This window comes from Paracoccaceae bacterium, from assembly GCA_012103375.1.
Taxonomy (GTDB): Bacteria; Pseudomonadota; Alphaproteobacteria; order Rhodobacterales; family Rhodobacteraceae; genus WLWX01.
Genome location: WLWX01000001.1, coordinates 221219 through 236040, shown reverse-complemented (window position 1 = coordinate 236040; position 14822 = coordinate 221219). Strand labels below are relative to the sequence as shown.

Below are 14822 nucleotides of genomic sequence, written 5' to 3'. Positions count from 1 at the left end.
GCCCTAAAACGGAGTTTTTCAACACAATCGGCTAAAAGGCGCGGTAAGCAATGGCGTCATGCGTGACCTGGATGTGATCGACGACGGTTTCCCGGTTCTGGCAGGGTCCATCGGGCCAAGCCATGGGTTCGTCCACGTGGTCGAGATCGGCACGCCGGTCAACATCATGGGCATGCGCGTGGCGCAGGACGAATTGATCCATGCCGACCGTCACGGCGCGCTGGTGATCCCTGCCGAGGTGCTCCCCGAGTTGAAGCAGGCCATCGACACCGTGATATCCTGCGAGGCAATTGTACTGGAACCGGCGCGCGCGCCGGGGTTCAACATCGACAAGCTTGAAGAAGCCTGGGCCAGGTTCGAAGCCGCCAGAACCTGAATGACAAAACAGTGAAACCCAAAATTCTGGTCACCCGGACGCTGCCCGCCGCGGTCGAGGCGCGGTTGGATCGCGCCTTTGATGCCACTTTCAACAGCACTGACGCCCCGATGACATCCGCCGACCTGACGGCGGCGATGGCTGACTATGACGCGCTGGTCCCAACGGTCAGTGACAGGATCGACGCAGCTGTTCTTGGTAGCGAAGCTGCCCGGGTTCGTATGATCGCAAATGTCGGCGTCGGGTACAGCAACATCGATATCGCGGCCGCGCACGATCTGGACATCGCCGTCTCAAACACGCCTGACGTGCTGACCGATGCCACCGCCGATATCGCGATGCTGCTGATCCTTGCCGCGACCCGGGGCAGCACCGCCGCCGAGGCAAAACTGCGCACTGGTCGCTGGGGCGGGTTTTCGATTGTCGAGGGGCTTGGCACCAGTATTCAGGGCAAGGTTCTGGGGATTGTCGGGATGGGTCGCATTGGCCGCGCAACGGCGCGCCGCGCCGCCCTCGGCTTCGGGATGAAGGTGGTGTTCTACAACCGCTCGGCCATCGACGATCTTGGATTCGACGCCACCCGGCTGGACAGTATCGACGCCGTCATGGCCGCAGCAGATGTGGTATCGCTCCATGTGCCGGGCGGTAGCCCGCCGCTGGTAACCGCCGATCATATCGCGCGCATGAAACCGACCGCCTATCTGGTGAACACCGCCCGTGGGGACAGCATCGACCAGTCTGCCCTGATCGACGCCCTGGCGACGGGCCGCATCGCCGGCGCAGGTCTGGATGTATTTGAAAACGAACCATCGGTGCCCGACGCCTTGCAACAGATGAACAACGTCACCCTGCTGCCGCACATCGGTTCAGCCACGCAGGAGGTGCGCACCGCGATGGGTATGCTGGCGGCCGACAATCTGGATGCCTTCTTCGCAGGCAAGGATCTGCCCTGCCGCGTTGTGTGACAAGGACCGCGTCGGCACAGGCGGGGATTGGCCAGGATAAAAACCGCCAGAATACGCCACTTGCGGCGCCAAACCGCTGCCGCCGAACCCTGAACAGAAACCGAACCGGAACCTCTGCCAGGAAAATGCATCAGTTTCCCGGAAAACTCCGTTATTGTAAGGTGAACACCAGACGCCTGCCTGACGCGTGTTTTAGGCGCAACAGACATAGGAGCTACAGTGACCGCTGATCGTATCACACTGCCCAAAGGGCGCGCGAACCTGGCAATAGTTGCTGAACGCGCCGGTGTGTCCGCAATGACTGTGTCCAGGTCAATCAACCAGCCCGGCAAAGTTGCGGATGCCACCAGAAAAAAGGTAGAGGCGGCACTGGATGCACTGGGCCAATTTTGTTGAAAAACTCCTGCTTGATCGAGGGCTATGGCGCTGATTCAATCCTCTCAACAAGCGGGAGGATCAGCCATGATGGGACCGAGGCAGGAAGCACAGGCGGCGCTGTTCTATGAGTTCTCGCTGGAAGACCATGTCCCGCAAGATCACCTGCTGCGATCGATTGATCGTTTCGTCGATCTGAGCAGCATCCGCGCCCATCTTGCCGATTTCTACAGCCACACCGGTCGTCCTTCGATCGATCCTGAACTGCTGATCCGGATGCTGATCGTCGGTTACTGCTTCGGCATCCGGTCCGAGCGGCGGCTCTGTGAAGAGGTACACTTGAACCTCGCGTACAGGTGGTTTTGTCGGCTCGACCTGGCCGATCGGGTGCCGGATCACTCGACCTTTTCAAAGAACCGGCATGGTCGGTTCCGCGAGAGTGAGCTGCTGCGCCATCTCTTCGAGACCACGGTCGCGCGATGCATCGCCGAAGGTCTCGTCAGCGGTCAGCGCCTGGCCGTCGATGCCAGCTTGATCGAGGCGGATGCCAACAAGCAGTACTCTGCGCCAAAGGAAGAATGGGACATTGCGCGGATCGATGCAGACGCTGCACCCCGCGCGGTCCGCGAGTATCTCGACACTCTGGATGAGGCCGCATTCGGAGCAGCGACACCGGTCGAGCCAAAGTTCACGTCCTATTCCGACCCAGCCAGCCAGTGGACGGCGGCGCGTAAGGGTCCCGCATTTTTTGCCTACTCCGACAACTATCTCATCGATACCTGTCTAGCCCCCAAGTCCTGGGCCATTTCCGATTAGAGTGTCTGGCATTGAAGGTCGCATGTTGAGCGCTTGGTGAGGGCGCGTGTGATTGTACTGCCCGACATATGCAACGTTGTTATAGCAATCGAGGTACTTGTGCCCCTCGGCATCCCACAGCCAGACATCGCTGGCGCGAACCACATGGACGGGGTCGTCGTAAAACGTCGAAACATTCGGACTCGACAGGTTTGCCCGGCGATCCAGCAGGTCCTGAATGGGCTTGGAAGTCTGCATGATGCGATGCCTTTTTTGCCGGGATATGGTCAAACGCTGGGGCGGGTAACCTCAGGGGGCGATGCTCTGCAGACGCTCTAACATGTCGAGCAGTTTGCGCATGTCGTCGTGCCCGTAATTGTCACGCAATCGCTGGAAAATCGCGTTTGATTCATCGGCGTGTTTTTCAAGGATTGACTGGCCATTTGGCGCAATGGAAACAAGCGTCTTGCGCCGGTCGGTTTCGCTGGGATTGCGATCAAGCAACCCGTCGTCTTCCATCGCCTTCAGGATCCGCGTCAAACTGGGCAGCAGCAGGCAGGCCCGGTCGGCCAGAACGGTCTGATCCATCGGACCAGATTCGGCCACAACACGCAGAACGCGCCATTTTTGTTCGCTGATCCCGCTTTTGCTAAGCATTTCGCGGATCGGCTGCATCACGCTTTCCCGCGTCCTCAAAAGGGAAATCGCAAGCGATCTGTCGGTGCTACGCAATTCGGGCTGCGGATCATCGTCTTTGTCAGATGCCATCATGTCACCCCTTCGCATCATCCTACCATCCGGAAAATACTATTGCCAAGTTAAGCATTTTACTTAACAAGGCAATTAAAAAGGAGTCAACTGTGCCCCACATTCATACCGACTATTCGGCCAATCTTGAGGACGCCGTGGACATCGGCGCGCTTTGCGAAGCAATCCGCGCTGCCGCCGCCCGGATTGAGGCCTTTCCGATGGCCGGAATACGGGCGCGCGCCACCCGCGTCGATCATGTCGCAATGGCCGACGGGGACGGTCGGCATGTGTTCATCGACCTTCGGTCCGGTTGCGCGAAGACAGGTCAGAAGACGTCAAAAGCGATGCAATCGCGCAGATTTTTGACACCCTGAAAACGTTCATGGCACCGGCCATGCAAACACGCTCTGTCGCGTTGTCGGCCGAAATGCGCGACATCAACGCCAACCTGTCCCCGAAATTCGGCAACCTCCGTGACCACCTGGAGGACCGCACATGAGGGCACTCAACGACAACATCGCCAAGCTGAACGGCATTTTGGAACGGTTCCGTGACGGCGGCATCATGAACCGGATCGCCGGGCAGGATGTCGCGGGCGGCGATGGCACGTTCCTGAACACATCGCCCGTCGACAAATCCCTGATCTGCACTGTCGCGCACGGAAATGCCGCCGATATCGACAAGGCCGCAATGGCCGCGCAGAAAGCGTTTGCCGACTGGCGCGATATGCCCGCGCTTGCGCGCAAGAAGATCCTCATCAGGATCGCCGGAGGCATCGAACAGCGCGCCGAAGAGATCGCCCTCTGCGAATGCTGGGACACCGGCCAAGCCTATAAATTCATGTCCAAAGCCGCCCTGCGCGGGGCCGAGAATTTTCGGTATTTCGCCGATCAGGTGACATCCGCGCGGGATGGCAAACATCTTCAGTCGCCGACCCTGATGAATATCACCACCCGCAAGCCGATTGGACCTGTCGGTGTCATCACGCCGTGGAACACGCCGTTCATGCTGTCCACGTGGAAGATCGCCCCGGCGCTTGCGGCGGGCTGTACGGTCGTCCACAAGCCCGCCGAAGCCTCACCCCTGACGGCGCGCCTGCTGGTCGAAATCGCCGAAGATGCGGGCCTGCCCGCCGGTGTCCTCAACACCGTCAATGGCTTCGGAGACGGCGCCGGAAAAGCCTTGTGCGAACATCCCGCGATCAAGGCGATCGCATTTGTCGGGGAATCCCGTACCGGCAGCCTGATCACCAAACAGGGGGCCGACACGCTGAAACGTAACCATCTGGAACTGGGCGGCAAAAACCCGGTGATCGTGTTTGACGACGCCGACCTGGCTCGGGCGCTGGATGCCGTGATCTTCCTGATCTATTCGATCAACGCAGAGCGTTGCACATCATCCTCACGCCTGCTGATCCAGGATACGATCCGCGAAGACTTCGAATCCCGCCTGATCTAACGGGTCAACACCATCCGCCTCAGCCATGTATGTCTGAACGTCAAAGACCTTGCCGCCAGTAAGGCGTTTTAAACCGAGCTGGTCGGATTGCAGGTTACCGATGAAAGTGACAGCCACGTTTACCTGCGCGCGATGGAAGAACGTGGGCATCACTGCGTCATCCTGTAAAAATCCGACCAGCCCGGCACGGTCGAGGTTATGGGATTCAAGGCGTTTGACGAAGATGATCTGGACCGCGCTGCGGCCTATTTCAAAGCCAAGGGCCGCCCAACCTCCTGGGTCGAACGCCCCTATCAGGGCAGGACGCTGCTGACCTCGGACAATATGGGCATACCGCTCGAATTCTATCACAAGATGGACCGGTTGGCGCCGATCCACCAGAAATACGCGCTCTATCATGGGGTGAAGCAGCTGCGGGTCGACCACTTCAACTGCTTTAGCCATGATGTGGATGCATCGGATGCACCATGTTGCGTTCTAGGTGCCGACGCCGCTGAACATCATCGACCTGCTCGACCTGATGGCCACCACCGGGCATGTCGGCAATATCGAGCGTGGGCCGGGGCGGCACGGAATTTCGAACGCGTTCTTTCTGTATATCCTCGACCCGGACGCGCACCGGATCGAAATCTACTGTTCGGATTACCAGACCGTCGATCCCGCCATGGAACCGATCAAATGGGATTTGCAGGATCCGCAGCGCCAGACCCTTTGGGGCGCACCCGCATCCGAAAGCTGGTTCCGGCACGGGACGGCCTTTGTCGGGGCCCCGCAAAAGGACTCGACCATCAAAGCCAGCCCGATCATCGCGCCATGACACTCCCACAGCAGCGGAAACCCGCCCCCGTGTCCAATACCCGCACCAGGCGTGATGCGCGGACCGGATTTTGGATTACGCCAGCAGCCCGAAGTTCATACAGCAACCAGATAGAACACCTGTGCGGCCCTGACCGCGCAAAGGGAGCCTGAGAATGCGTTTCGCCACCTATACTTCCGACAATCAGATCCATTATGGCGCGGTCACCGACGCCGGTATGATTGCGCTGAACCATGATTTTCCAAAGTGGCCAACGCTGTTTGAAGCGGTCGTGGCCGGCGGGCTGGGCGATCTGGCACGGGCCGCAGATGGCAAACCCGTCACGCATGCAGAATTCAGATACGAAATGGTCTTACCAAACGCGCGCCGCATCCTCTGCGTGGGGTCAATTTCCCGGACCGCAATTCGGAATACAAAGACGGCTCGGATCAGCCAAAGTACATGTCCCTTTTTCCGCGTTTTGCCAGCGGCTTTACCGGTCACGACCGTCCCCTGATCCGCCCGCCCGAAAGCCACATGCTGGATTACGAGGGCGAGGTCGCAATCGTCATCGGCAAGGCGGGCCGCCGCATATCCCAGGCCGATGCCTATGATCACATCGCTGCGCTGACCCTCTGCAATGAGGAGACAATCCGGGACTGGGTACGGCATGCCAAATTCAACGTGACACAGGGCAAGAACTGGGACAATTCCGGGTCCATTGGCCCCTGGCTGGTCCCGTTCACAGATGCCAGCCAGCTGGACGACGCGCGTATCATCACCCGCGTGAACGGCGCGGTGCGTCAGGACGACACCCTCGCCCGTATGATGCATCCCATTCGCCGCGAGGTTGAATATATCTCGACTTTCATGACGCTGCAGCCGGGCGATATCATCGTGACCGGCACACCGACTGGATCAGGCGCGCGGCTTGACCCGCCACAATACCTGAAGCCGGGGGATGTGGTCAAAGTCGAGGTGAACGGCATCGGCACATTGCGCAACACCGTCGAGGATGAGGTTCGATGACCCCGCAAGATCTCGCCAAAGCTGCGACCGACCTGCTGAGTGCCGAGGCGTCCGGCACCCAGATCGGCCTGCTGACAAAGGTGCACCCTGACATGGGCATGGATGATGCCTATGCCATTCAGAATGCGATCTATCGGGCCAAGCTGGACCAGGGGCGTCGCGTTGTCGGCTGGAAAATCGGTTTGACCTCGAAGGCAATGCAATACGCGTTGAACATCGATATCCCCGATAGCGGGATCCTGTTTGATGACATGGTATTTGACCACGGCGCGACCATTCCAGCCGGGCGGTTCATTCAGCCCCGGATCGAAGCCGAAATCGCATTCGTGATGAAATCCCCCATCGGCGGTTCCGCCGTTACGCGCGCGCAGGTTCTGGCGGCAACGGACTATGTCGCGCCAGCAATCGAAATCCTGGATACACGGATTGTTCGGTTGGATGCCGACACCGGCGAGACCCGCAATGTGTTTGATACCATAAGCGACAACGCGGCCAATGCAGGCGTGGTTCTGGGGGCCGGGAAACACGCCGTGGATGCCTTCGATCTGCGCTGGGTCGGCGCGATTACATCCCGCGACGGTGTCGTCGAAGAAACCGGCCTTGGGGCCGGGGTTCTGAATGACCCTGTAGAAAGCGTCGTCTGGCTGGCGCATCGAATGGCGCAATACGGACAACAGATCGAGCCGGGCCAGATCATCCTGTCGGGCAGTTTCATCCGCGCCGTCGAATGCCCTGCGGGTTCACAGATCCATGCAGATTTCGGCGGCTTCGGGTCCGTCGACATCTCGTTCGCCTGAGGGAGACGCCATGCCAGCGCCGCACAATCCGTTCAAATACGCCATCGCCAGGGACGATCTGCAACTGGGCTGCTGGCTGGGACTGGCCGACCCCTACATCGCCGAGATCAGCGCCGGTGCCGGTTATGACTGGCTGCTGATCGACGGCGAACACGCGCCAAATGATCTGCGTTCCATCACCGCGCAATTACAGGTTCTTGCGGGCAAAGGTTGCCACGGTGTGGTCCGGCCACCCATTGGCGAGGCCTGGGTCATCAAGCAATTGCTTGATGCCGGGGCGTAATCGCTGCTTGTTCCCATGGTCGACAGCGCCGAACAGGCGCGAGACCTTGTCGCGGCAGTGACCTATCCACCCCATGGCGTTCGCGGAGTTGGATCTGCCCTGGCCCGTGCCTCGGATTTCGCAGGAATTGGCGATTACCTGACGACCGCCCGGGACGAGATTTATTTGATCGTCCAGGTCGAAAACCTGAAAGGATTGGCAAATCTGGATGACATCCTGGCCGTTGATGGGCTTGATGGGGTTTTCATCGGTCCGTCCGATCTGGCGGCGGACATGGGATTCATCGGTCAGGCCGGGCGCGCGGAAGTCAAAGACGCAGCCACAGATGCGATCAGGCGCATCATGGCCGCGGGAAAGGCCGCAGGCATTCTGACGCTGGACCAGGACCTGCAAGCGCAGTGCCGAAGGCTCGGCGCTTCCTTCATTGCGACAGATATCGACGTGACGTTTTTTGCTCGCAACATGCGTCTGGCTGCCACAGACGCATCCGAACGCCTCAAAAACCCCGAAGACGGCTGATCACTAAAGCGTTTCGTCTTGAACCTGAATCGCGAGGGATTCCCTTGAGACCTGATCTGTGATTCATCCTGTTTGGGAGGATGGATCATGTCAGCACCTTTGCCATCTGCGCTTCGGATACGGTTTCAGAGATACATTGAAGAAGGGTTGAGCGGGCGCGCGGCGGCGTTGCGGTTGAAGCTGTCGCCTGCCACAGGCGCGCGGTGGGCGCGTCAGGTGAGGATGAAGGGTCATGCGGAACCTGCCCGGCAGGGACCGCCGCGCGGCAAGGGAAAGCTGGCTCCGCATCGGGAATTCTTTGAGGAGTTGATCGCACAAGACCCTGACATCACGCTCTTTGAGTTGCGTAATGCGCTGGCCGATGCAGAGGGTGTGCGGGTGCATCACTCCTCCATCGCCAACCTTCTGTCCCGGCTCGGCTTCACGTACAAAAAAAGTCGCTGGTCGCAACCGAGCGCCGCCGCGCCAAGGTAAGGCAGCAACGGGCCGACTGGTTCAGATACCGCTCGCCAGCCATTGCGACCTTTCCTGAGCGCGTTGTCTTTATTGACGAAACCGCAGTGAAGACAAACCTCACGCGCCTACGCGGCAGAGCCAAGCGCGGTAAGCGCCTGACGATGGATGCGCTCTTCGGAAGCTGGGGAACCCAAACCTTGATCGCGGGCCTGACCCAAGGCGCGCTGATCGCACCTTGGGTCATCAAGGGAGCGATAGATGGCCCCGCCTTCGCGGCCTACATCCGCGAAGTGCTGGTCCCCGAGATCAACCCCGGCACTGTCGTCATTCTCGACAACCTGGCAACCCACCGGAATAAGGAGGCGACGCAGGCTTTACGCAATCACGGCTGCTGGTTCCTTTACCTGCCACCGTACTCGCCCGACCTGAATCCCATCGAGCAGGCCTTCTCTAAACTGAAAGCCCATTTGCGACGGATCGGGGCCAGGTCCTTTACCCAGGTCTTCGAAGCAATCGGAGCAATCTGCGATCTCTACGACCCAGTAGAATGCTGGAACTACTTTAAGGCCGCCGGATATGTCTCAGGTTAATGTCGAAACGCTTTAGCGACACATTGCGAAGATCCCGTCCATGACGTACCGCACCCTGTCCATCCTGCTGCTGCTGCTGGCCGCCTGCGACAGCCCCAGCCCGCAATTCATCGGATCGCCCAAGGCCGAGATTGAAGCCGGCGGCATGCGCTTTTCCATACACCGTCGCGGCGACGCGGTCGAAGCCTATCGCCTGGGGTTCATTTTCCGCCCGAGCGAGGCGCAAGTCCTGCTCAACGCCACCCGCGCCATCGAGTCATCCACAGGATGTCAGGTCAAGAAACTCAGCGGCGATCAGGCGCTGGTGAAAGCCATTCTGGAGTGTTCATCGCCTGCCGAACAGGACCTGACTTCAGGCACGTAGCCGATCAATCAACGCCCGGGCAGAGTTTGATCGTGGCGTCCAGAGGCCGCGATCAATCGCTTCGGCCAGCCGCTCGGCAATCTCGGCAAGGGCTGGGGCATTCGCCTCAGCAATGAAGTCGCGGGTGTCTTCATCTTCCAGAAACGCGGCAAGGACGGCGTCAAAATGGTGGCCCTTCACCGCCCCGGTGGTCGCCGCGAATGCGAACATATAGTCCACCGTCGCCGCGATTTCGAACGCACCTTTGTACCCGTGCCGTTTCACCCCGTCGATCCACTTGGGGTTCACCACACGGGAGCGTACAACGCGCCCGATCTCATCCTCCAACGTGCGGATCAGCGGGCGTTCCGGGCGCGAATGATCGTTGTGATAGATCGTGCGGGATTGCCCCTGCAGGTGTTGAACCGCCGCCGCGGCGCCGCCTTCGAACTGGTAATAATCGTCGCTGTCCAGCACGTCATGTTCGCGGTTGTCCTGGTTCTGAACCACCGCCTCTACCTGTCCCAAACGCGTCTCGAACGCTTGGCGCGCGCGCACACCTTCGGCTTTGTTTCCATAGGCATAGCCGCCCCATTCCAGATACGCATCTGCCAGGTCTGCCGGGTCGCGCCACAGCTTTTCGTCAATCATCGCCTGTAGTCCGGCGCCATATGCACCGGGCTTAGAACCGAACACACGATGCTGCCCGTCCGCCCCCTTGGCATTGGCCCGCGCCGGGTTCAGGTCCGCCGGTTCGTCCAGCGCCATGACGGCCCGTGCGGCGCTGTCCACAAGGTCGATCAGGCCAGGAAACGCATCGCGAAAAAACCCCGAGATCCTGAGCGTCACATCCACCCGGGGCCGTCCCAGAACACTGGCTGGCAACACCTCGAACCCGGTGACGCGGCGGTTCGCGGAATCCCATGTCGGTTTGACCCCCATCAGCGCCAGACACTGCGCGATGTCGTCACCGCCGGTGCGCATGTTGGCCGTGCCCCAGGCGGTCAGAAGCATGGCACGCGGCCAGTCTCCGTGATCCTGAAGGTGCTTTTCGATCAACAGGTTGGCGGATTTCCACCCCAGTTTCCATGCGGTCGGCGTCGGCACCGCACGGGTATCGACCGAATAGAAATTTCGCCCCGTCGGCAACACATCGGGCCGTCCGCGCGTGGGCGCACCGGACGGCCCGGGTGGCACCGCACGCCCGCTTAGCGCGGTCATCAGCCCATCCATTTCGGCATCCCCGCAGGCCGCGACCGAGGGGCGCAGACCGGCCAAGATCTGATCCAGAACCGCCCCTGTGGCCGGTCCCGGAACGGGCGCTTCGGGGTCATCCAACAGCGCCTGCGCCAACAGTTCCAGACGTTCGACCGTGTCGCCGTTGCTGCGCCAGTTTTCCGTGGAAAGACCTGCCAGCGCGTCAGGCTTTCCGATCGCCGGTGACGCCATATCGCAATCCAGCGGGTCAAGCGACAGGCCAAGATCAGCGGCCATCGCCCGCAGGATCGAGGCATTTCCGCCGGTCCCGTCACCGCGCGGCGTGCGCGCCAGCGCGATCAGCAGATCACGTTCCAGCGCCCCTTCCGGACTGTTGCCAAACACATGTAATCCATCGCGAATCTGCGCCTCCTTCAGCTCACACAGATAGGCGTCCAGCTTGGCCAGATCGCCATCCGCATCACCGGTGAACCCGGCATCCGCGTCCAGCCCGGTGGCCGAGGTCAGCGACAGAATTTCGCGGCGCAGGTGCGTGATGCGCCGGGGATCGACGCCTGCAGCTTCGTAGTATTCGTCAACCAATGCCTCAAGATCCCGTAGCGGTCCGTAGGTTTCCGCGCGTGTCAGGGGCGGCGTCAGGTGGTCGATAATGACCGCCTGTGCCCGGCGTTTTGCCTGTGTTCCTTCGCCGGGATCATTGACGATGAAGGGATAGATATGCGGCGTCGGGCCAAGGATGGCTTCGGGGCAGCAGCTATCGGACAGGGCCAGCGCCTTGCCGGGCAGCCATTCCAGATTGCCGTGCTTGCCCATGTGGACGATTGCGTCGGCGCGAAACTGATGCCGCAGCCAGAAATAGAAGGCGAGGTAATTGTGCGGCGGCGTCAGGTCGGGCGAATGATAGGTATCGGTCGGGTCGATGTTATAACCGCGCGCAGGCTGGATACCGACGACGACGTTGCCGAACTCCAGAACAGACAGGCTGAAATGCCCGCAATCGACCTCTCCGGGTGAAAAGAACGGGTCGGCCTGTGGTGCCCCCCAGCGCTCTTCGATCTTTTGGCGGACCTCAAGCGGCAGTTGACCATAATCAATCTGGTAATCCGCCATCGACAGGGTGACGCCGCCGGTTCGGATGGCGCGATCTGTCAGCCAGTTGGTCGGACCTTGCAGGATCGTTTCCATCAACGTCGCGCTGTCGCCGGGCAGGTTGTGGGTGCGATACCCGTCCTGCGCAAGACGGTGCAGGGCATTCACCGTCGCCGCGGGCGTATCTAGACCGACCCCATTCGCCAGTCGCCCGTCCTTGTTGGGATAATTGGCGAGGATCAGCGCGACCTTGCGGTCAGACGCAGGGGTATTGCGCAGACGTGCCTGGTTGGCGGCAAGTTTGGCGACAAAGGCAATGCGATCCCCCTGGGCACGGTATGTGGCGATGGGGCATTCCGTCGCCTCGTCAAAAAATGCTTCACCCTTAAACGATACCGCGCGGGACAGGATGCGGCCGTCGACCTCTGGCAGGGCGACGTTCATGGCGATATCGCGCGCGGACAGGCCCGAAGTTCCGTTGGCCCAGCTGTCTTCCGAGGCGGCGGAAAAGACGACCTGATAGACCGGGGCGGCATTGGCGGCGGGACCGGCCAGCGGGTTGTTCGCCGTTGGATCGTCGGTGTGTGGAGAGCCAACCGCAAAGCTGGTCGCGTTCAGGATCGCATCTGGCGGCGCTGCGCGAAACAGACCATCCAGCGTTGCAACGCTTACCGGATCCTTCAGCGAGGCGACGAAAATCGGCAGCGGGTTCACCCCCTCGCGCAGCAGCGTGCGCGTCAACCGGTTGACCGGGTTCAGCCCCGCCCCCTGCACCAAGGCGCGATAGAAGATCAGCGGAACGACCGGTGCGCCGTCGGTCCAGTTCTGCTGCGCCGTTGCAATATCGGCAACACCCGCACCGGGCCAATAGACGCCCGCGCGCAACAGTGGGCGGGCCGGATTCGGTTCTTCCGTGCTGTCCAGTATGTGGTTGCAATAGCTCAGGAAATTCGCCGAATTTTCGCCACCACCTTCCACAAGATAGGCCCAAAGCGCGTCGTAATGTTGCGTCGAAACGGTCGAGAATTCGCGCAGTTCGGGGTCTGGTTTGTCATCGCCTGGCAGGAAGGCGACAGGCACGCGCGCCTCGGCCAGCCGGGCGGCGTATTGTTCAAACCCGTATCGCCAATAGCCCGCGCCGCCGAGCATCCGCACCACCACCAGACGGGATTTCGTGGCGCAGGTGTCCAGATGCAAATCAACCGACATCGGGTGCTTCAGATGCATCAGGCTGGCCAGTCGCAGGGTCGGGGGGGACTCCATTTCTGTGCGGGCTTCGGACAGCGCGGCCAATTCGGTATCGGCGGCTGAAATCACCACAACATCTGCCGGGGTCTGGCCCAGGTCGACGGGTTCGGTGCCATCGTCGATGGCGCCGGGGGTTGCCGCCAGCAAATGCATCAGAGGGGTTTTTCCATGAACACACTCAGCGGGTCGTCACGGTAGTCGCCAAACGGACCGCGCCGGGTGAATCCCCGGCGTTCATACAGTCGATGGGCGGCGTGCAGCAGGTTGCCAGTCTCCAACCGCAGCTTTTTCACGCCCTCGTCGCGGGCGATGGTTTCAAGGTGAACCATCAACGCCTCTGCGATGCCCTTTCCACGGGCCTCGGGGGCGACGAACATGCTCTTCAGCTCTCCATATCCGTCCTTCAACGCCAACGCACCGCACCGCACCCAAGCGGCGCGCCGCCATCGCGAGCAATCAGAAACCGGATATTCGGGGCTGCCAGCGCCTCGACCGGCAGATAGTGGTTCGACTCCGACGGAAACAGCGATTGCATCAGCGCGTGGCTGGCGCGCAGCAGATCGGCGGCCTCCTCCGGGTCGCCGATGGCGACCATCACGCTCATGCCGACAGCGCCGCCGTGATCGCGGCCTGGTCAAGTCCTGATTGGCCGATGACGACAAGTCGGGTTTCGCGCGCAGCACTGCCGAATGGGCGGTCGAAATAGGTGTCGATACGCGGGCCGACGGCCTGCAGGGTCAGGCGCATGGGTTTGCCGGTGACGGCCGCGAAACCTTTCAGGCGCAGGATGTCATGGGCGCGAATAACCGTGGCCACCTGTTCGGCAAAGGCGACCGGATCGTCGATTTCGCCGCGTGTTACGGTGAAACTTTCAAAGTCGTCGTGGTCGTGGTGATGGTGGTCATCGCCTGCATCGTCGCTGTTTTCGTCGTGGTCATGATGATGGTGATGCACTTCGTGACGGGCATCCATGTCGCCCTCGGCCCCTGAGCCTTGCCCAAGCACAACATCCACCGGCAGCGCCCCGTGCGAGGTTGCCAGCACCTGCACGCCATCCCGGCTGTCAATGCGCAGGCTGTCCTGAAGGTCCGAAGCCTCGGCCGCGCCCAGAAGATCGGATTTATTGACGACAATCATGTCCGCGCAGGCGATCTGATCCTCGAACAACTCGCTCAGCGGGGTTTCGTGATCCAGGTTGTCGTCCATCGCGCGCTGGGCGTCCACGGCGGCGACGTTATGGGCAAACCGCCCCTCGGCCACCGCCTTGCCATCGACCACGGTGACCACGCCGTCCACCGTCACGCGGGTTGCGATTTCGGGCCAGTTGAAGGCACGGACCAACGGTTGCGGCAGGGCGAGGCCGCTGGTCTCGATCACGATATGATCGGGTGGTGTTTCGCGTGCCAGCAGGGCTTCGATCGTGGGCACGAAATCCTCGGCCACCGTGCAGCAGATGCAGCCGTTGGACAGCTCAATGATGTCATCCTCGGCGCAGGCCTCATCCCCGCAACCTTTCAGGATATCTCCGTCCACGCCCAGGTCGCCGAATTCGTTGATAACCAGCGCGATGCGGCGGCCCCCGGCATTTTCGATCAGATGCCGGATCAGCGTGGTTTTGCCGGACCCGAGGAAGCCGGTGACGACAGTGGCAGGAATTTTTGCGGGCATGACAGCGCCTTTTTTCGGGTCCGGATTATGGAACAGGGCAAGCGGGCCGCGCGGTGCCGCGCGACCC

The 14822-nt window shown here is 60.9% G+C and carries 9 protein-coding genes and 8 pseudogenes; 12 read left to right on the top strand and 5 right to left on the bottom strand.

Going from position 1 to position 14822, the window contains the following annotated elements:
- The first annotated feature begins 58 nt into the window (after positions 1–58).
- The 4 genes and pseudogenes from GKR99_01185 to GKR99_01170 all read left to right on the top strand — a co-directional run bounded on the left by GKR99_01185 (position 59) and on the right by GKR99_01170 (position 2496).
- Positions 59–376 (top strand): hypothetical protein, encoded by a 318-nt coding sequence (locus GKR99_01185; GenBank protein NKB26235.1) that lies wholly within the window; start codon positions 59–61, stop codon positions 374–376.
- A gap of 11 nt (positions 377–387) precedes the next feature.
- Positions 388–1341: a D-glycerate dehydrogenase gene (locus GKR99_01180; GenBank protein NKB26234.1), complete on the top strand. Its 954-nt coding sequence runs from the start codon at positions 388–390 to the stop codon at positions 1339–1341.
- Positions 1342–1521: 180 nt separating this feature from the next.
- Positions 1522–1737 (top strand): LacI family DNA-binding transcriptional regulator, encoded by a 216-nt coding sequence (locus tag GKR99_01175; protein NKB26233.1) that lies wholly within the window; start codon positions 1522–1524, stop codon positions 1735–1737.
- A 66-nt stretch (positions 1738–1803) separates the two neighbouring features.
- A pseudogene (locus tag GKR99_01170) lies at positions 1804–2496 on the top strand (IS5/IS1182 family transposase).
- A 3-nt stretch (positions 2497–2499) separates the two neighbouring features.
- Here the strand turns inward: GKR99_01170 and GKR99_01165 are convergent.
- Together GKR99_01165 and hpaR are read right to left on the bottom strand one after the other, a co-directional pair.
- On the bottom strand, positions 2500–2769 hold the full coding sequence (locus GKR99_01165) for a hypothetical protein (protein NKB26232.1): 270 nt from the start codon (positions 2767–2769) through the stop codon (positions 2500–2502).
- Positions 2770–2820: 51 nt separating this feature from the next.
- Positions 2821–3279, bottom strand: coding sequence for a homoprotocatechuate degradation operon regulator HpaR (hpaR, locus tag GKR99_01160; protein ID NKB26231.1), 459 nt, complete (start codon positions 3277–3279; stop codon positions 2821–2823).
- Positions 3280–3371: 92 nt separating this feature from the next.
- Between hpaR and GKR99_01155 the strand changes: the two are divergent.
- From GKR99_01155 to GKR99_01120, 8 genes and pseudogenes are all read left to right on the top strand, one after another.
- Positions 3372–3760 (top strand): annotated as a pseudogene (locus GKR99_01155) (5-carboxymethyl-2-hydroxymuconate isomerase).
- Positions 3757–4716: pseudogene (locus GKR99_01150) on the top strand (aldehyde dehydrogenase family protein). The pseudogenes GKR99_01155 and GKR99_01150 overlap by 4 nt, the downstream one beginning before the upstream one ends.
- 15 nt (positions 4717–4731) lie before the next feature.
- Positions 4732–5536 (top strand): annotated as a pseudogene (locus tag GKR99_01145) (3,4-dihydroxyphenylacetate 2,3-dioxygenase).
- A gap of 154 nt (positions 5537–5690) precedes the next feature.
- Positions 5691–6544, top strand: a pseudogene (locus GKR99_01140) (2-hydroxyhepta-2,4-diene-1,7-dioate isomerase).
- A complete protein-coding gene (hpaH, locus tag GKR99_01135; protein NKB26230.1) occupies positions 6541–7341 on the top strand; it encodes a 2-oxo-hepta-3-ene-1,7-dioic acid hydratase in 801 nt (266 codons plus the stop codon). Before GKR99_01140 ends, hpaH begins: the two are co-directional and overlap by 4 nt.
- Positions 7342–7351: 10 nt before the next feature.
- Positions 7352–8143: pseudogene (locus tag GKR99_01130) on the top strand (2-keto-3-deoxy-L-rhamnonate aldolase).
- A gap of 87 nt (positions 8144–8230) precedes the next feature.
- A pseudogene (locus tag GKR99_01125) lies at positions 8231–9189 on the top strand (IS630 family transposase).
- Between the two features lie 40 nt (positions 9190–9229).
- A complete protein-coding gene (locus GKR99_01120) occupies positions 9230–9553 on the top strand; it encodes a hypothetical protein (GenBank protein ID NKB26229.1) in 324 nt (107 codons plus the stop codon).
- Here the strand turns inward: GKR99_01120 and cobN are convergent.
- The 3 genes and pseudogenes from cobN to cobW form a co-directional block, all read right to left on the bottom strand.
- Positions 9542–13240, bottom strand: a complete 3699-nt coding sequence (gene cobN / locus GKR99_01115) for a cobaltochelatase subunit CobN (GenBank protein ID NKB26228.1) — start codon at positions 13238–13240, stop codon at positions 9542–9544. The two genes, GKR99_01120 and cobN, sit on opposite strands and share 12 nt — an antisense overlap.
- Positions 13240–13691: pseudogene (locus GKR99_01110) on the bottom strand (GNAT family N-acetyltransferase). The gene cobN and the pseudogene GKR99_01110 overlap by 1 nt, the downstream one beginning before the upstream one ends.
- A complete protein-coding gene (gene cobW / locus GKR99_01105) occupies positions 13688–14755 on the bottom strand; it encodes a cobalamin biosynthesis protein CobW (protein NKB26227.1) in 1068 nt (355 codons plus the stop codon). Before cobW ends, GKR99_01110 begins: the two are co-directional and overlap by 4 nt.
- Between the last annotated feature and the right edge of the window lie 67 nt (positions 14756–14822).

Coding starts and splice junctions, on each gene's coding strand:
- GKR99_01120 (NKB26229.1), top strand. CDS start 9,230: ATGACGTACCGCACCCTGTCCATCCTGCTGCTGCTGCTGGCCGCCTGC.
- GKR99_01165 (NKB26232.1), bottom strand. CDS start 2,769: ATGCAGACTTCCAAGCCCATTCAGGACCTGCTGGATCGCCGGGCAAAC.
- cobW (NKB26227.1), bottom strand. CDS start 14,755: ATGCCCGCAAAAATTCCTGCCACTGTCGTCACCGGCTTCCTCGGGTCC.
- GKR99_01185 (NKB26235.1), top strand. CDS start 59: ATGCGTGACCTGGATGTGATCGACGACGGTTTCCCGGTTCTGGCAGGG.
- cobN (NKB26228.1), bottom strand. CDS start 13,240: ATGCATTTGCTGGCGGCAACCCCCGGCGCCATCGACGATGGCACCGAA.
- hpaH (NKB26230.1), top strand. CDS start 6,541: ATGACCCCGCAAGATCTCGCCAAAGCTGCGACCGACCTGCTGAGTGCC.
- hpaR (NKB26231.1), bottom strand. CDS start 3,279: ATGGCATCTGACAAAGACGATGATCCGCAGCCCGAATTGCGTAGCACC.